The organism is Parazoarcus communis SWub3 = DSM 12120, from assembly GCF_003226565.1.
Lineage (GTDB): Bacteria > Pseudomonadota > Gammaproteobacteria > Burkholderiales > Rhodocyclaceae > Parazoarcus > Parazoarcus communis.
This window is the reverse complement of record NZ_QKOE01000001.1, coordinates 76,305-93,530: the sequence shown is the minus strand read 5'-3', so window position 1 is coordinate 93,530 and position 17,226 is coordinate 76,305. Positions and strand designations below refer to the sequence as shown.

At 65.4% G+C, this 17,226-nt stretch carries 17 protein-coding genes; 11 read left to right on the top strand and 6 right to left on the bottom strand.

The window, feature by feature from the left end; all coding sequences use genetic code 11:
* Positions 1–15: 15 nt before the first annotated feature.
* Both DNK49_RS00405 and DNK49_RS00400 read right to left on the bottom strand, forming a co-directional pair.
* Entirely contained in the window at positions 16–1,083 is a 1,068-nt protein-coding gene (locus DNK49_RS00405; RefSeq protein WP_243632187.1) for an efflux RND transporter periplasmic adaptor subunit, read from the bottom strand.
* 37 nt (positions 1,084–1,120) lie between these two features.
* Positions 1,121–1,360, bottom strand: a complete 240-nt coding sequence (locus tag DNK49_RS00400; RefSeq protein ID WP_110522345.1) for an RNA recognition motif domain-containing protein — start codon at positions 1,358–1,360, stop codon at positions 1,121–1,123.
* 120 nt (positions 1,361–1,480) lie between these two features.
* Here DNK49_RS00400 and DNK49_RS00395 point away from each other — a divergent pair, with 120 nt between their 5' ends.
* On the top strand, positions 1,481–1,954 hold the full coding sequence (locus DNK49_RS00395; RefSeq protein WP_110522344.1) for a DeoR family transcriptional regulator: 474 nt from the start codon (positions 1,481–1,483) through the stop codon (positions 1,952–1,954).
* A 26-nt stretch (positions 1,955–1,980) separates the two neighbouring features.
* Here the strand turns inward: DNK49_RS00395 and DNK49_RS00390 are convergent, their stop codons facing one another.
* Positions 1,981–2,763, bottom strand: a complete 783-nt coding sequence (locus DNK49_RS00390; RefSeq protein WP_243632185.1) for an SDR family NAD(P)-dependent oxidoreductase — start codon at positions 2,761–2,763, stop codon at positions 1,981–1,983.
* Between the two features lie 54 nt (positions 2,764–2,817).
* A complete protein-coding gene (locus tag DNK49_RS00385) occupies positions 2,818–3,606 on the bottom strand; it encodes an enoyl-CoA hydratase (RefSeq protein ID WP_110522343.1) in 789 nt (262 codons plus the stop codon).
* Positions 3,607–3,779: 173 nt separating this feature from the next.
* On the opposite strand from DNK49_RS00385, the gene DNK49_RS00380 reads away from it, so the two are divergent.
* On the top strand, positions 3,780–4,580 hold the full coding sequence (locus tag DNK49_RS00380; RefSeq protein WP_110522342.1) for an SDR family oxidoreductase: 801 nt from the start codon (positions 3,780–3,782) through the stop codon (positions 4,578–4,580).
* 24 nt (positions 4,581–4,604) lie between these two features.
* Here the strand turns inward: DNK49_RS00380 and DNK49_RS00375 are convergent, their stop codons facing one another.
* Positions 4,605–5,594 (bottom strand): bile acid:sodium symporter family protein, encoded by a 990-nt coding sequence (locus DNK49_RS00375; RefSeq protein ID WP_110522934.1) that lies wholly within the window; start codon positions 5,592–5,594, stop codon positions 4,605–4,607.
* Between the two features lie 107 nt (positions 5,595–5,701).
* On the opposite strand from DNK49_RS00375, the gene DNK49_RS00370 reads away from it, so the two are divergent.
* Positions 5,702–6,490, top strand: a complete 789-nt coding sequence (locus tag DNK49_RS00370) for an AraC family transcriptional regulator (protein WP_110522341.1) — start codon at positions 5,702–5,704, stop codon at positions 6,488–6,490.
* A 55-nt stretch (positions 6,491–6,545) separates the two neighbouring features.
* Here the strand turns inward: DNK49_RS00370 and DNK49_RS00365 are convergent, their stop codons facing one another.
* Complete coding sequence (locus DNK49_RS00365) at positions 6,546–8,126, bottom strand: MFS transporter (protein WP_110522340.1); 1,581 nt, start codon at positions 8,124–8,126, stop codon at positions 6,546–6,548.
* A 313-nt stretch (positions 8,127–8,439) separates the two neighbouring features.
* Here DNK49_RS00365 and DNK49_RS00360 point away from each other — a divergent pair, with 313 nt between their 5' ends.
* The 8 genes from DNK49_RS00360 to DNK49_RS00325 are packed head-to-tail and all read left to right on the top strand — an operon-like array spanning position 8,440 to position 17,197.
* On the top strand, positions 8,440–9,417 hold the full coding sequence (locus DNK49_RS00360; protein WP_243632184.1) for an OB-fold domain-containing protein: 978 nt from the start codon (positions 8,440–8,442) through the stop codon (positions 9,415–9,417).
* A gap of 10 nt (positions 9,418–9,427) precedes the next feature.
* On the top strand, positions 9,428–10,561 hold the full coding sequence (locus DNK49_RS00355) for an acyl-CoA dehydrogenase family protein (RefSeq protein ID WP_110522339.1): 1,134 nt from the start codon (positions 9,428–9,430) through the stop codon (positions 10,559–10,561).
* On the top strand, positions 10,533–10,952 hold the full coding sequence (locus tag DNK49_RS00350; RefSeq protein WP_110522338.1) for a MaoC family dehydratase: 420 nt from the start codon (positions 10,533–10,535) through the stop codon (positions 10,950–10,952). The genes DNK49_RS00355 and DNK49_RS00350 overlap by 29 nt, the downstream gene beginning before the upstream one ends.
* Positions 10,953–10,971: 19 nt before the next feature.
* Positions 10,972–12,150, top strand: coding sequence for a lipid-transfer protein (locus DNK49_RS00345; protein WP_110522337.1), 1,179 nt, complete (start codon positions 10,972–10,974; stop codon positions 12,148–12,150).
* Between the two features lie 17 nt (positions 12,151–12,167).
* The gene (locus DNK49_RS00340; protein ID WP_110522336.1) at positions 12,168–13,334 is read left to right on the top strand and encodes an acyl-CoA dehydrogenase family protein; all 1,167 of its coding nucleotides are present in this window, start codon (positions 12,168–12,170) and stop codon (positions 13,332–13,334) included.
* A 31-nt stretch (positions 13,335–13,365) separates the two neighbouring features.
* The gene (locus DNK49_RS00335; protein WP_110522335.1) at positions 13,366–14,580 is read left to right on the top strand and encodes an acyl-CoA dehydrogenase family protein; all 1,215 of its coding nucleotides are present in this window, start codon (positions 13,366–13,368) and stop codon (positions 14,578–14,580) included.
* A gap of 13 nt (positions 14,581–14,593) precedes the next feature.
* On the top strand, positions 14,594–15,742 hold the full coding sequence (locus DNK49_RS00330) for an acyl-CoA dehydrogenase family protein (RefSeq protein WP_110522334.1): 1,149 nt from the start codon (positions 14,594–14,596) through the stop codon (positions 15,740–15,742).
* Between the two features lie 33 nt (positions 15,743–15,775).
* A complete protein-coding gene (locus tag DNK49_RS00325; protein ID WP_110522333.1) occupies positions 15,776–17,197 on the top strand; it encodes an MFS transporter in 1,422 nt (473 codons plus the stop codon).
* Positions 17,198–17,226: the final 29 nt, after the last annotated feature.

Genomic DNA, 17,226 nt, shown 5'->3' with positions numbered 1-17,226 from the left:
GGTGACCGCCCAGTCTCAGCGTGCTTCCAGCGGGCGTACCTGCATGCCTTCGCGCAGTGCAGCGACCCCTGCGGTCACGATGCGTTCTCCGTTTGTCAGTCCGGACTCCACAACGATGTCCGCACCCTGGACGGTGCCGGTGCGGATCGGTCGCCGCGCGACTTTGCCATCCTTGTCCACCACCCAGACGCCTGGATGACCCTGGGCATCGGCTGCAACGGCAGCAAGCGGAATCAGATGTACCGCGTCGGTCGGGGCCGGCGTGGCGGCGTTCGTGGTGGGCTTGACGGTCACCGCCATGCCGGGCAACAGGGTCAGACGCTTTGGCAGCGCGCTGATGCTGAGCACCACGGCATAGGTCTGGGTCAGCGGGTCTGCTTCGGCAGCGTAGGATTTCAGCACCAGCGGCAAGGCTTCGTCCGCCTCGCCCTCGAGGTAGGCAACGGCGTCCTGGTGGGTCTGCATGCGGCGCACCAGGCGCTCGGGCACGTTGACCACGACTTCGAGCGCACGCAAGTCCTGCAGTTCGGCAATTGCCTGCTTGGCCTGCACATTGGTGAAGGGTTCGATGCGGCGCCGGGTGATCACGCCAGCAAACGGCGCCTTGATCACGGTGTCGGCCAGACTTTGCTCTGCTGCGGCCAGGTTGGTACGTGCGGTTTCCAGCCGGGCACTTCGCTCGTCGACCTCGGAGCGTGCCACCGCCAGCTCGGTTTCCCACAGGCGCTGATAGCGCGCCAGATCGGTTCTGGCGCGTTCGAATTCGGCCCGTGCGGCGTCCAGCCTGGCCTTGTATACCCCGTCGTCAAGGCGGGCGACCACTTCACCGGCCTTCACCTGACGGCCTTCTTCCAGGCTGAATTGATCGACAAAGCCTGGCACATCGAAGGAGAGCTCCGCACGCCGTGCGGCGCGCACCCTTCCGGGCAGCCGGAGGGCGTCGGCGCTGGCCTGGGTGCCGATGGTGAGGATTGGTGCGGGGCGAACCGGGTCTGGTGCCGCGGCCGGTGGCGGTGAGTCACCGCAAGCGGCGAGCAGCAGACTCAACAGGGCGACAGCGGCGGCGCGGGAGGTGCGGGGCATGGTGTGCATCCATGGGGAGATCGGGGTCTGGCGGGTATCACGCATGGGGGAGGACGCGTGCGTGTACAAAGCGGCCATGAAAGTAGATGCCGTCTATCCTGCGGGCGACCTCATTGGCGGCGCCGGCCGACAGGTCAAGTTCGACGATGAACCAGGGTTGATCGGGGTTGCCTTCATGGATTGAGTCGATACTGATGACCGGCCCAAAGTGGCTCATGCGTTCACGCAGTTTATCGACATCGGTTTCCGGACTCAGGCCGGACAGCATGAGCTTCATGACGGGCGCCTCCGCAGCTGTTGAAACATTATCTTGGTCGTCTTGCAGGATAACGACAAGGGAATCATGATGGTGCGTGTTCGGCCCATTCCGGGCCATCTGCCTGCAAGGAGTCCGGCTGTGGATGATTTCGACCAGCGCTTCGACAAGGCCTTTGCCATGGTGGCCTTTGCAGCCAACCGGCATCTGGTCGACCACATGCGGCGGATGATCCAGGAGCTTGAACTCGACCTCGAGTCGGCCATGCTCTGGGGCATGCTCGCCCATCTGAATGTGGCGCATGCGATCAGACCTGGTGCGGCCCCGTCCGAATTGCTGTCGTCCGATGGTTTTCTGCTGGGGGAGCATCACCCGGTGCGGCTGACCGACCTGGTTCAGGTGTCGGGTCTGCCCAAGGAAACGGTACGACGCAAGCTGGACAAGCTGCGCCAGCTGGGCAAGGTCAGGCGCACCGATAACGGGCGCTGGGACGTGTTGCGCGATGGTGTCGACGATCAGGCCTACGCCTTTACCCGTGAGTCGGTCCGCCGTCTGCTGCAGACGGCGCGGGTCATCGAGGGCATCCTGCAGCACGCCCGCCCCGATCAAGCATGAACGGCGGGCGGCCGTTTCTGGCAGGGTCAGGCGGTGATGCCGCCGCCATTGAGCGGGACGATCTGCCCGGTCACCCATTCTGCCTCGCGCGAAGCCAGCCAGGCCACGCCGGCGCCGACATCGGCCGGCGAGCCGGCGCGGGGAATGATGCAGTTCTTGCGAGCGAGCTCTTCCGAGCCTTCCCAGTTGTTCATCGTACCCAGTGACAGCGCATTCACATTGACCCCTTTGCGCCCGACCTCGGCGGCCAGCTGGCGCACGAAGCCCACCACGCCAGCCTTGGAGGCCGCGTAGGCAGCAATGCCCATCGGCACTGCGGCGCGCCATGATTCGGAGGTGATCGCCACGATGCGGCCCCACTTGCGCTCGATCATGCCCGGCAGCACCGCATGGCAGCCATTCATCAGTCCATACATGTTGAGCTGCACGAAGCGCTCCCAGTCGTCCGGCCTGGAGTCCAGAAACTTGCCATAGCCCATCCCGCTGGTCGGTACGCCTGCGTTGGAAACATAGATGTCGACGATGCCCACCTGTTTGTGCACTGCGGCCACCATGTCCTGCACCGCATCGTAGTCGGTGACATCGGCCGGCGCAGCCAGTGCCTTCAGCCCGGCCGCGCGCAGTTCGGCAGCGGCGGCTTCGGCACGTTCGGGAAAGTAGTCGTTGATCGCCACAGTGGCACCTTGGCGGGCCAGGGTCTCGGCAACGCCACGGCCCATGCCGCGGCCGGCGCCAGTGACGATGGCAACACAACCGTCGAGCCGGAAGAGGGGCGGGAAGGCGGTAACCTGGGATGAATCGGACATCATGCGGTGTTCCTGTGCAAGAAAAATGGGGTGGCGTGAGGTGGCCGCGTCTGCTGCTCAGCGGCCTTCGAATTGCGGCGGACGCTTGTCGATGAAGGCCTGCATGCCTTCCTTCTGGTCGCGTGAGGCAAACAGCAGGGCGTTGGCACGACGCTCCATGGCCAGCGCGGACTCAAGGGGGGCATCCATGCCGAGCAGGATGCACTCCTTGATCTGCTCGGCCGCCAGGGGCGGCATGGCGGCAATGGTCCGGGCCAGTTCGATCGCAGTCGGAATCACCTGCTCGTCCGCCACCAGGTCGCTGACCAGACCGGCGGTCCAGGCCTCGTGTGCGGTAATCGGTTTGCCGGTCAGCGCCATGCGCATGGCCTTGGTCTTGCCCACTGCCCGTACCAGGCGTTGTGTGCCGCCAATGCCGGGCATGATGCCGATGCGGATTTCGGGCTGGCAGAAGCGTGCGCCTTCGCCCGCGACGATGATGTCCGCCAGCATTGCCAGCTCGCAGCCGCCACCGTAGGCATAGCCGCACACCGCGGCGATGACCGGCTTGGGGCAGTGCTGGATCGGGGCCCAGACCCGCTCGGTGTGGCGCTGGGTGATCTCGATCGGCCCGGCACCGGCCATGCTGGTGATGTCGCCACCTGCGGCGAACACTTTGTCACCGCCGGTCAGCACGATGCAGCGCACGGTGTCGTCTGACGCCAGTTCGGTGAAGCGTTGTGACAGCAGTGCCTGCAACTCCAGCGACAAGGCGTTGGTGGCATGTGGCCGGTTCAGGCGAAGCAAGGCAACACCTCCTTCCAGGTGTTCCAGCAGCAGGGGCGGTAGGGCAGTGTCGGTGCTCATCGGGGGCTCCAGGAATGCCGGTCGGGCGGGCACGTTGCGGCTTGTGGCGCCCGCGGCAGGGGATGCGATGATTATTCCGTCTGTCGGGCAAGTCCTTCATCGTCCGTTCAGACGACGATCGGGACGATGTGCGCGCCTAGACTCGACAGCAGGCAATCCTGATGGAGAATGGCATGAACAATCCGGCTTCCCCTGCCGCTGCGGCGCTCGACTACCAAGGCAAGGTCGTGCTGGTCACCGGCGGCACCAAGGGCATCGGCGCCGGTATCGCCCGCGGGTTTCTCGCGGCCGGAGCCAGCGTGGTCGTGTGCGGCCGCAATGCGCCCGACGCCCTGCCGGAGGTCGATGGCAAGCGGGCGGATTTCTGTGCCGCGGACGTGCGCGACATCGAATCGCTGCAGCGTCTGTTTGCCGACATCCGCACCCGTTTCGGCCGGCTGGATGTGCTGGTGAACAATGCTGGCGGTGCGCCCTTTGCGCTTGCCGACACAGCCTCACCCCGCTTTCATGAAGGCATCATCCGCCTCAACCTGATTGCGCCGCTCAATGTTGCCCAACAGGCCAACGCCCTGATGCAGCAACAGGCCGAGGGCGGTGTCATCCTGTTCATCGGCAGTGTCGCGGCCTCGCGCCCGTCACCGGGCACCGCGGCCTATGGCGCGGCCAAGGCTGGTGTGCTGTCGCTGGCCGCTTCGCTGGCCGTGGAGTGGGCCCCCAAGGTAAGGGTGCTGGCGATCAGTCCGGGGCTGGTGCAGACTGAGCAGGCCCACCTTCATTATGGCGACGATGCCGGCATCGCGGCCGTTGGCGCTACCATTCCGGCCGGGCGCATGGCCACCCCGCAGGACATTGCCGATGCCTGCCTGTATGCCGGCTCGCCGATGGCTGCCTATTTTGCCGGCACCAATCTGTTGTTGCATGGTGGGGGCGAGCGGCCGGCTTTTCTGGCTGCCGCCAACGCAGCCGCATCGTGAGCCGACGACGGTGCGGCGCCAGTCTCAGTGTGACGGTGTGGACGATGCCAGCTGTCCACGTTCCGCATACCGCCGCGCCATCACCGCACACACCATCAGCTGGATCTGGTGGAACACCATCAGTGGCAGGATGACCAGCCCCACGGCTCCGCCGCTGAAAATGATCTGCGCCATCGGAACCCCGGTGGCCATGCTCTTCTTCGAGCCGCAGAACACGATCGTGATCTCGTCCTCGACATTGAACCCCAGCACACGGGCAAGCCAGGTCGTGACGACCAGTATCAGCGCAAGCAACACGACACAGCACAGCACCAGTTGAGCCAGCGCCGAGGCGGGGACCGCCCGCCACAAGCCGTCGAGCACCGCCGCGCCGAAGGCGGTATAGACCACCAGCAGGATCGACCCCTGATCGACCAGGCGCAGCCCGCGCTGTCGCCGTGCCACCCAGTCGCCGATCCAGGGGCGCAGCGCATGCCCGGCAGCAAAAGGCAGCAACAACTGCACACCAATCTTCAGGATGGCTTCACCCAGTGGCACGCCGGTACTGGCCGTGCCCAGCACCGCGCCAGCCAGCAAGGGCGTCAGCACGATACCGACCAGGCTGGACGCCGAGGCCGCGCAGACCGCCGCCGGTATGTTGCCGCGCGCGATCGAGGTAAAGGCAATTGCCGACTGTACCGTCCCTGGCAGCAGGCACAGATACAGCATGCCCAGCCACAGTGCATCGCCCAGAAGAGGGCGCAGTATCGGGCCGAGTGCCAGCCCCAGTAGCGGGAACAGCGCGAAGGTGCACAGAAATACCAGCAGGTGCAGGCGCCAGTGCATTGCACCGTCGATGATCGCGCGGCGCGACAGCCGGGCTCCGTGCAAAAAGAACAGCAGGGCAATCCCTGCGTGGGTCAAGCCTTCAAAGAACACCGCAAAGGCGCCCTGTGCGGGTAACACGGTGGCCAACACCACCACCGAGGTCAGCGTGATGGTGAAACGATCGAAAAGCAGCTGTAGAAGATTCATGTCCATCCGTTGTCGTTCAGCGGGCCGGTGTGCCCTTGAACGGCATCCTATCGAAGGGCGATACTTCCAGCTAACGCCAACAGACTTGTCAATATCGCTGACCAGACATGATGTCCCGACCCCCTGAAGAGCTTGCCGGGCTTGCCGCGCTGCCCCGAGCGATTTTTGGTCATGCCGAGTCGGTCACCAACCGTGCGCTTGGCTATCGCCATTCCCATCCCTGGGTGCAGTTCGCCTATGCCGCAGCCGGGGTGCTCGACGTGCGTACCGACAACGCTCGCTTCATTGCCCCGCCACAACGTGCGGTGTGGATACCGGCCGGCGTTCCCCATCAGGTATGGTGCTCGGCCAATACCGAGATCCGCAGTCTGTATATCGAACCATCGGCCCTGCCCGAGGCACAGGGCGGCTGCCGCGTGCTCGCGGTCAGCCCCCTGCTGCGCGAGCTGATCCGCAGCTTTGGTACCCTGCCTGTCGAGTATGACGAGCTCGGGCCCGGCGGCCGTCTCGCGGCGGTACTGCTCGATCAGGTTGCCGCCGCGCCCACGCTGGGGCTGATGCTGCCCTTACCGCAAGACTCCCGCCTGCGTCAGGTGTGCGAGGCACTCGAGGCCGAACCCGACTCGCGCGCGGGTCTGGCGGACTGGGGCAAGCGCCTGGGCTGCTCGGAGCGTACGCTGGCGCGATTGTTCCGTACCCATACAGGCCTGAACTTCCGCCTGTGGCGGCAACGCCTGCGCCTGATCAGTGCCCTGCCCATGCTCGAAGCCGGTGAGCGCGTCACCGACGTTGCCATTGCCTGCGGCTACGACTCGGTATCCGCCTTCATCGCCAGCTTCCGCGAGCATTTTGGTACGACGCCCGGGGAGTTTGTGGGGGTGCGTGGAGAGGCGTGAACGATGTCTGGCATGTACTGCACGGCCTGAGTGATGTTCCCGTCTGGAACGCCACTCAGCCGGCAGGGGCCTGGGCCTCGCCCGAGACCGCCGCTACCCGGGTGCGCTTGAGCCGCAGGCTCAGCATCAGTGCCAGGGCGATCAGCCCCAGCAGCATGTAGCCCACGTTGTTCAGGGCGGCATTCAGTGCTTCGGTGTTTGCCTGCTGCATCACCGTTGCTGCCGAGAGCCCGGCTTCTCCGAGACGGCTTGCCAGTTCCGCGGGCACTTCGTGCACCCGGCTGCCGGCGCCGCGGGCGAGGACCTCCAGGCTGGCCGCATCCAGGTCAAGCGCTGTGGTCTGGCGGCTGATGGCGGCCTGGGTGGCGTAGGCCAGGCTGGCGCCGAACACGGCCAGCGACAGCGACGAGCCGGTTGGGCTGCCGAGGTCGCGGAACATGCTGAAGAGGCCGCTGCCGGCGCCCATGTCCTTGGCTGGCACCGCGCCCAGCGCCAGCTTCATGATCGCCGGCGTGTTGCAGCCGATCGAGAGCCCCATGATGCAGGCCACCACGATCACGATCCAAAGCGGCGTGGTGACGTCGATGTTGAGGAAGAGCAGGGTGCCACCCAGGCTGGCAAGCATGGCGACGATGACCAGCACGCGTGGCTCGATGCGGTCGACCAGCTTGCCGGCGATCGGTGAGCTGAGGAGCCCGCTGCCGTACAGGAACAGGGTCACGAAGCCGAACTGCGCCGCGGTGCCGCCCGGTCGGTTGTTGATGAAGAAGGCCAGCGAATAGACCACGCCGCTGGAGAAGATCATGTGCAGCCAGTAGATTGCCGAGGGCGTGGCGAAGGCGCCGCGCGCCAGGATGCCGAGGTCGATCACCGGGTTCGGTGTGCGCTTGCTGTGTCGCCACAGCAGCGCAAGGGCACTCGAGCCCACGAGGACGATCGCCCAGGTGATCGGCGATTCCTTGCCGAAGTTGGTCGCCCAGGTCGGCAATGAGAGCAAGGCGGCGATCACCGCGAACAACAGCATTGCGCCGGTGTAGTCGAAGGCGCTCTGCTGCTTGGCCGGGGCGATTTCGGGAACGAGCAGACGCACCGGCACCAGTCCGATCAGGGTCAGGGCGCCGCTGATCCAGTAGACGCTGGGCCAGCCCAGGCGGTCGATCAGCAGACCGCCGAGCAGACCGCCCGAGGCCGCGCCGAACGTCATCGTGAAGGCGAGGATGCCCAGCGCCATGCCGCGTTTGTTATCCGGGAACAAGTGTGCCGCATAGGCAAAGACACCGGGCAGGATGCATGCCGCACCCAGGCCTTGCACGAAGCGCGCACCAAGGAAGAAGGCGAAGTTGGGCGCCCAGGCGGCGGCGAACTCGGAGACCGCGAACACCACCATGCCGATGGTGATCACCCTCTTGCGCCCGTGCTGGTCTCCCAGCCGGCCCATGATGGGGGCGAACACCGTCAGCGCCAGCGAATACAGGATCAGCACCAACGCCGCCATGTTGACCGGGATGCCGAAGTGCCGCGTCACGCTCGGCAGTGCAGGGGCCTGGAAGGCGGCAGCCTCGATGGTGATGAAGGTGCCGAACAGCAGCGCGGCATACACCGCCCAGGCTGAGCGGGTGTCGGTACGTGAATCCATTTGCTGTCTCCGTATGCAGCGCATGCCGATGCACGCCGCCTTTTCGTGTCGGGCGGATGGTCGTGTCCGTGGAGGGGGGGGCGCATCGTCCGATGGGACTAAGAAGTGCCTGGAAATCCGTGCCGAATGTCGGGTTTCGCCCGGCTTGTCCATCGTCCGTTCAGACGAAGTGCCGCGGGCCGTCCTGCTCTTAGACTCGCTGCAAGCGCTGCGAAAGGCTGTGTGTCCTCAGGGACGACGGTTCCGTTCGCGGCACGGTCCAGCAGGCGCGGCGATATCGGCCTGGCGCCTCACACAATTGCAGGAGACGAACTTGGCTGAACAGGAATGGATGTCCGAAGTGCGTGCCAAGGTGGGTCGCGAGTACGGTCGCGTCTACGCCTGGGACGAGGTGAACGCGCCGATGATCCGGCAGTGGTGCGAGGTAATGGGCGTGGACAATCCGCTCTACCTGGATGCCGACCATGCTGCGACGACCGAGTTTGGCGGCATCGTGGCGCCGCCGGCCATGCTGCAGGCCTGGTGTCTGGAAGGCCTGCACATGAACAACTATGCGCCGGGCTCGACCGACGAGAACCCCTATGAGGTGCTGAAGACGCTCGAGGCGCACGGCTACCCCTCGGTGGTGGCGGTGAACTCGGATCTCAGCTTCGAGCGCTACGTGAAACTGGGCGAGAAGCTTTATTACACCACCCGCCTGGATGCAGTCGGCGAGGAGAAGACCACTGCGCTGGGTACCGGCTACTTCGTCACCTTGATCATGAGCTTCTTCTCACAGAAGCCCGAGGGCGACGAGAAGGTTGGCCAACTGCTGTTCCGCGTGTTCAAGTTCCGCCCTGCCAATGTACCCAAACCGGTGGAGAAGGGTGCGGCGCCCGCAGTGCCCAAGTTCAAGCGCCCCAAGCCCGGCATCAGTGATGACACCCGCTTCTTCTGGGAAGGCGTCGATGCTGGAAAGTTGCTGATCCAGCGCTGCACCTGCTGCGGCACGCTGCGCCATCCGCCCGCGCCGGTGTGCATCAAGTGCCATTCCTTCGACTGGGACACGGTCGAGGCTTCCGGCAAGGGGCAGCTTTACTCCTTTGTCGTCATGCACTACCCCGAGGTGCCGCCCTTCGAGCACCCCAATCCGATCGGCCTCATTGAACTGGATGAGGGGGTGCGGCTGATCGCCGGGCTGGTAGGCGTCAAACGTGGCGAGATCCGGATCGGCCAGCGTGTGCAGGTCGAGTTCCAGTCCTTTGACGACGGCGAACTGACTTTGCCGATGTTCCGCCCGGTTGCTGCCTGAGGAGACGTGAATGGATTTCCAACTGACTGACGATCAGCGCGCCATTGCCGACATGGCGGGCAGCCTGTTCGGGGACTTGTGTACCGACGACCGCCTGCGCGCCTTCGACACCGCGGACGAGCCTTTCATGGCCGACCTGTGGAAGCAATGCGTGGAAACCGGATTGCACGCGCTGGCGATTCCCGAGGAAGCGGGCGGCACCGGGCTCGGCATGACCGAGCTGATGCTGGTGCTCGAGGCACAGGGCCGGGGCCTCGGCCATGTGCCGCTGTGGCGGCATCAGCTCGCCGCCGCCACGCTGGCACGTTTCGGTGGCGAGTCCGGTGCCGGGATCGCCGCTGCCGCAGCCGAGAGCACGCTGATGATCACGCTGGCGCTCGATGCCGCCGCGACGGCACATGGCATCGCGCTGAAGGCTCGCCGTGACGGCGACGGCTGGGTGCTCGATGGCAAGGTTGCCGCCGTGGCGCTGGGAGCCCATGTATGCCGTGCCTTGCTGCTGGCTGATACCGGTGAAGGTGTCCGGCTGGTGTCGGTGGATCTGCGCACGTCGGGCATCGAGAAAGTGCCCGGCGTGTTCACCCACCGCGAGGCGGTGGCCGATCTGCGTTTCAGCGCCCATCGCCTGACCGCCGACGCCGTGCTGCCCGAGGCTGCGCTGCCATGGCTGGAGCAGCGTGCGATCGCCGCGATCGCCTCGCTACAGCTGGGCGTCAGTGCCGAGCAGGTGCGCCGCACGGTCGAGTACATCAATGACCGTCGCCAGTTTGATCGCGCCATCGCGACATTCCAGGCAGTGCAGATGAGCATGGCCGACGCCCATATCGCCATCGAGGCGCTGCGCTCCACCCTGTGGCAACTGGTGTATCGCCTGGATGCCGGATTGCCGTCGCCCTCCGAGGCGCTGGCGGTCAAGTATCTGTCGAGCGAATGCGGCCACCTCGTCGGCCACAAGGCGCAGCACGTGCATGGCGGCATCGGTGTCGATCTGACCTACCCGATCCACCGCTATCTGTACTGGAGCCGCGCGCTCGGCATCACGCTGGGCGGCAGCGCCGCCACGCTCGAACGACTCGGCGACTGGCTCGCCAACAACGACAAGCTGGGATGGAAATATGACCTCGAAGAACAGCAAGCGCTTTGATGATGTGCGCCCCGGCGAGGCGCTGCCGGAGCTCGCAATCCCGATCACGACGACGCTGATCGCCTCGGCGGCGATCGCCACCCGCGACTACTTCCCCGGCCATCACGACATGGAGGCGGCCCAGCAGCTGGGTTCGCCACATGTGTTCATGAACATCCTGACGACCAGCGGTCTCAGCCAGCGTTTCGTCGAGGGCTGGGCCGGACCGGCGGCACGCTTCAAGGACCTCAAGATCAAGCTGGGGGCACCCAACTACCCTGGTGACACCATGACCTTCAGCGGCGAGGTGGTGCGTACCGATGCGGCGAGCCGCGAGGTGGAAATCGCGCTCAAGGGCAAGAACTCGATGGGTAGCCACGTGACCGGTACGGCCACGCTGGTACTGCCCTGACATGCGGAGAACCGAACACATGACGGATATGTCCCTTTCCGGCCGCGCTGCCATCGTTGGCCTGGGTGCGACCGAATTCTCCAAGAACTCCGGCCGCACCGAGCTGCGTCTGGCGATGGAATCCACGCTGGCCGCGCTGGCCGATGCCGGCATCGATCCCTCCGAGGTCGAGGGCTTCTCGTCCTACACCATGGACAAGGTGCCCGACTACGAGATCGCGCGCCTGCTCGGCTGCAAGAACGTCAAGTTCTTCTCCCAGATCCCGCATGGCGGTGGCGCGGCCTGCGCACCGGTGGTGCATGCGGCGATGGCGGTGGCCACCGGGCTGGCCAAGGTGGTGGTGGTGTTCCGTGCGATGAACGAACGCTCGTGGTACCGTTTTGGCACCGGCACCTATGGTTTTGGGTCGACGCCGATCTTCGAGAATGTGAATTACGGCTGGTACATGCCTTATGGCTTCCACACCCCGGCCGCCTGGGTGGGCATGTTCGCCCAGCGTTACATGCACGAATACGGTGCCACCAGCGAGGACTTCGGCCGCGTGTCGGTCGCCGTCCGTGATTTCGCCGCCACCAACCCGGCCGCCTTCTTCTACGGCAAGCCGATCACCCTTGAGGAGCATCAGGCCTCCAAGTGGATCGCCGAGCCGCTGCGCCTCCTGGATTGCTGCCAGGAGTCCGACGGCGCGGTGGCGATGGTCATCACCTCGGTCGAGCGCGCCCGCGACCTCAAGCAGAAGCCGGTCATCATCAAGGCCGGCTCGCAGGGCATCACCGAAGGCCAGCAAAGCATGACCTCCTACTACCGCGATGACATCTCCGGCCTGCCGGAGATGGGCGTGGTGGCCAAGGAACTCTACGCCCAGTCCGGCCTCGGCCCCGAAGCCTTCCAGACCGCGGTGATCTACGACCACTTCACCCCCTTCGTGCTGCCGCAGCTGGAAGAATTCGGTTTCTGCAAGCGGGGCGAGGCCAGGGACTTCATCCGCGCCGGCGAACATGCCCGTGGCGGCAAGCTGCCGATCAACACCCATGGCGGCCAGCTGGGTGAAGCCTATATCCATGGCATGAATGGTGTGGCCGAGGCGGTGCGCCAGGTGCGTGGCACGGCAGCCAACCAGGTGGCCGATGTCGAGAACGTGCTGGTCACCGCCGGTACCGGCGTGCCCACCAGCGGCCTCATCCTCGGCGTCGCCTGAGCGAAGGAGAACGAACGATGTTCGTCGATCTGACCCCGGAACAACATGCGCTGCGCCTGAAGGTGCGCGACTATTTCCAGACCCTGATGACGCCGGAACTGCGCCGTGAGCTACGCGGCAAGGAAGGCGGCGATCTGTACCGCAACACCATCCGCAAGATGGGGGCGGACGGCTGGCTGGCGGTGGGCTGGCCCAAGGAGCACGGTGGCCAGGGCTATGCGGCCACCGAACAGCTGATCTTCTTCGAGGAGGCCAACATCGCCGGTGCGCCGCTGCCCTTCGTCACCATCAGCACGGTGGGCCCGGCGCTGATGGAGTCGGGCACCGAGCTGCAGAAGAAGACGTTTCTGCCCGGCATCGCCGCGGGCGAAATCATGTTCGCCATCGGCTATTCCGAGCCGGAAGCCGGCTCCGACCTCGCCACGCTCAAGACCAGTGCGCGGCTCGAAGGCGACCACTTCGTGGTCAACGGCAACAAGCTGTGGACCTCGGGCGCCGAGGCTGCCGACTACGTCTGGCTCGCCGCGCGCACCGACCCCAACCTGCCGCGCCATAAGGGCGTGTCCATCCTGATTCTGGATACCCGGGCCGAGGGTTTCTCGCACACCGTGATCCCCACTTGCAGCAACCCCACCGCGGCCACCTACTACGACAGCGTCAAGGTACCGAAGGAGATGCTGGTGGGCGAGCTGAACGGCGGTTGGAAGCTGATCACCGCCCAGCTCAACCACGAGCGTCTGGGCCTGGGCTCGTGGTCGGACAAGGTTGTCGCCCTGTTCCGCCGCGTGCTGTTGTGGGCCAAGGCCAAGGACGAGACCGGCCGGCGCGCGGTGGATCAGGCCTGGGTGCGCAGCCTGCTCGCCGAATGCTACGCAAGGGTCGAGGCGATGCGCTTGATCAACTTCCGCATCGCAGCCGATCTGGAGCGCGGGCAGATGGATGTGGCGCTGGCCTCCGCGACCAAGGTGTATGGTTCCGAATCGGCAATCGAAATCCTGCGCAAGCTGTCCGAGATCGTCGGCGCCAGTGGCCTGATGCGCGAAGGTTCGGCCGCAGCGGCACTGCTGGGCGAGCTGGAGTATGAGGTGCGTGCCTCGGTCACGCTGACCTTTGGCGGCGGCACCAACGAGATCCAGCGTGAGCTGGTGGCCCAGTTCGGTTTGGGCATGCCGCGCTCGCGTTGAGTCGCGCGCGGATAGGTATGGGAAACACGATATGAGCACACTCGAAGATTTTCGCCGTGAGACCCGGGCCTGGCTCGAGGCCAACTGCCCGCCCTCGATGCGCACTGCCATGCCCGATGGCGAGCTGGTGTGGGGCGGACGTACGGTCGAGTTCAAGCACGAGGATCAGCGCCTGTGGTTCGAGCGCATGCGCGACAAGGGCTGGTTCTGCCCTGACTGGCCTGCCGAGTATGGCGGAGGCGGGCTGACGCAGGAGCAGAACGCAGTGCTCGAAGCCGAGATGCGCCGCCTGCACTGTCGTCCGCCGCAGATCAATCTTGGCATCTGGATGCTGGGTCCGGTGGTGCTCGAGTTTGGCACCGAGGAGCAGAAGCGTGCGTTGCTGCCGCCGATGGCGCGGGGCGAAGTCCGCTGGTGTCAGGGTTTCTCCGAGCCCAATGCCGGCTCCGACCTCGCCAGCCTGAAGACCAGCGCGGTCGAGGCCGGAGATCACTTCGTGGTCAACGGCACCAAGATCTGGACTTCCTATGGCGACAAGTCGGACTGGATGTACATGCTGGTGCGAACCGATCCGGTTGCGCCCAAGCAGCAGGGCATCAGCCTGCTGGTCGTGGATATGAGCTCGCCCGGCATTCAGGCGCAACCGATCGACCTGATCAGTGGCAAGTCTTCCTTTTGCCAAGTGTTCTTCGACAACGTCCAGGTGCCCCGGCACCAGCTGATCGGTCCGCTCAATGGCGGGTGGACGCTGGCCAAGGCGCTGCTGCAGCACGAGCGTCGGGCGATGTCCAAGTTCGGCGAGTTTGCCTTGCCGACGCACTTCGACCTGCTGTCGATTGCCGGCAAGTACCTGCCTGCGCCGTCCGCCTCGTCACCGGCCGATATCGCGCTGCGGCAGCGCGTGTTTGCGATGGCAATGGACGAGATGGCCTACAGCCTGACGGCCCAGCGCATGGGGGAAGAGGCGCGTGCGCGCAGGAATGTGTCCGGCCTGATGTCGATCATGAAGCTGGTGCATTCCGAGCAGGAGAAGGACAAGTTCGAAGTGCTGGCCGACGTGCTTGGCCACCGCGCGCTGGGCTGGGAGGGCGAGGCCTTCGAGGCGCAGGAACTGGCGCTGACGAAGGCCTGGCTGGGCAGCTTCGCGCAGACCATCGCCGGTGGTTCGTCCGAGGTGCAGTTGAACGTGATCGCCAAACGGGTGCTGGTGCTGCCGGAAGGCGGCGCCAGCAAGCAGGGCAAGTAAGGAGCAGCGCGTCATGAGTCTGGTTTATTCCGAAGAGCAGCAACTGCTGGCCGACACAGCCGCCGAGTTCCTGATGGCGAAAAGCCCGGTCGCCGCCCAGCGCAAGCTGCGTGATGCGGGCGTAGCCGAGGGTTTTGACGCCGCGCTGTGGCGCGAGATGGTCGATATGGGCTGGAGCGCCATCCCCTTCCCCGAGGCGGTTGGCGGCCTGGCCTTTGGTTGCAAGGGACTGGGGGCGGTATTCGAACAGATTGGCCGCAACCTGTCGGCCTCGCCGCTGTTGTCGAGCGTCGTGCTCGGCGGTGGTGTGATCGAGCTGGCCGGTTCCGCGGCGCAGCAGGCCGAATGGATGGCGGCGCTGATTGCTGGTGAAAAGCGGATTGCGCTGGCGCTTGACGAGCAGCCGCGCCATGACCCCGCCGCCGTTGCCTTGACCGCGACGCGTGACGGAGAGGACTACGTGCTCAATGGCGCCAAGGCGTTCGTCGCCGACGGCATTGGGGCGGATGCCTTCGTCGTTGCCGCACGCACCGGCGGACTGGCGGGCGAGCGTGCAGGCATCAGCCTGTTCCTCGTGCCGGCCGGTGCGCCGGGCTTGCAGGTGTCAGCCATGAAGACCCTGGATGCGCGCAATCACGCCAATCTCGTGCTGCAGGACGTGCGCCTTGCTGCAGCGACGCTGCTGGGGGTCGAGGGTGAGGGATTCCAGGCACTCGACGCGGCCCTGGACCGGGGGCGCGTCTGTCTGGCTGCCGAACTGCTGGGCGCCACGCAAAGCCTGTTTGACGCGACAGTCGAGTACCTGAAGACGCGGGTGCAGTTTGATGTGCCGATTGGCAGCTTTCAGGCCTTGCAGCACCGTGCAGCATGGTGTTTTGCCCAGCTGCAGCTTGCACGCAGTACGGTGATGGCCGGGCTGGCTGCGCTGGACGATCCCGCGCTCGATGCTGCGGCCCGTGCACGCATGGCCAGCCTGGCAAAATGGAAGGCGGGCGAGGTTGCACATCGCATCAGTCGCGAGGCGGTACAGATGCATGGCGGCATGGGCGTCACTGACGAGCTGGACGTCGGCCTGTACCTGAAGCGTATCCGCGTTGCTCAGGCCAGCTTGGGCGATGGGGACTTCCATGTACAGCGTTTCGGCGAACTGAGCCCGCAGTAGGCGCATCCGTGCCGGACCGGTATAGGGCAGTGCATGCGCGGGCTGACTGAAGCGCCCACACTCGAATCGCTGCATGCGCAGTACGGTGCCGCCTACAAGTGGCTGGCGCTGGCTGTGGTTGCGTTGGCGACCATTGCCGCCGTGCTTGCCACCAGCAGCTTCAACGTTGCTGTGCCGGCACTCGGGCAGCATTTCGATCTGGGGCAGGATCGGGTGCAGTGGGCGGTCACCGGCTTTCTGGCCGCGCTCACGGTGGCCATGTTGCCGACGCCGTGGCTGCTTGACCGAGTCGGCTTTCGCCGCTTGTTCCTGGGGGCCAACCTGCTGCTCGCCCTGAGCAGCATTGCGGGTGCGCTGGCCGAAGGGTTTGGTTTTCTGGTCGCGATGCGTGTTGTGCAGGGTGTGGCCGCCGGCCTGCTGCAGCCCTTGCCGATGCTGCTGGTGATGCGCCTGTTTCCGGCCGGCAGTCAGGGCAGGGCACATGGCCTGCTGGGCTTTGGCATCGTGCTGGCCCCGGCCGTGGCCCCTTCCGTGGCCGGCGTGCTGCTCGATCATTTCGGCTGGCCGGCGATCTTCCTGATGAGCCTGCCATTCTGCGTACTGGCGGGTGGGCTTGGCCTGCGCCTGTTGCCCCGCGCTGCGTCAGCTGCACCCCATCCGTTCGACTGGCTGGGTGTCGGCCTGCTGTGCGCAGCCTCCTTGCTGGCAATCGATTTCATTGCCAGCCTCCGGCAGTACGGGCCAACCGGGGTCTGGACGTTGGCGGTGCTGGCCTTGAGCGTGCTGTGCGTCATCGGGTTTGTGCGTCATGCCGGGCGTGTCAGTCATCCCATTGTCGGGTTGGGCTTGTTCCGTGAGCGCTGCTTTACCATGGGCGCGGTGGTGGGCGTGAGTTATGGCTTTGGCCTGTACGCTTCCACCTACCTGATCCCGGTGTTCCTGCTCAATGCGCTTGGCTACGATGCGACCCTTGCCGGGCTCGCCCTGCTGCCTTCCGGCCTGCTGCTGGCACTTGCGATTCCCGCTGGCGGGCTGCTTGCCGATCGCTATGACCCGCGCTGGATCACGATGATCGGCCTGGCGCTGTTCGGTGTGTCGTTCGTGCCCTATGCACTGCGCGGCGGTGCCATCAGCTATGAGGAGGTCGTGGCCTACAGTCTGCTGGGGCGTCTTGGCCTTGGCCTGACCATTCCTGCGCTGACCGTCGCTTCGCTCAGTCGTGTGACAGCCTCGCACTATGGGCAGGCCGCAATGGTCAGCAACTACACCCGTCAGTTTGGTGGTGTGCTGGGGGTGGCCATTGTTGCGGTGTTCGTCGAGTGGCGCACCATGACGCATGGTGAGGCGGCAGATCTTGCACTCGCCTATGCGGAAGCTTTCATGCTGTTGGCGGGGTGCTTCGGCTTGGCGTTGGTCGCCGCCTGGCAGATGAAGGCGAGGGCCGGCAGCGACTGAACGCCATTGAACGGCTTGATGCGTGCGTG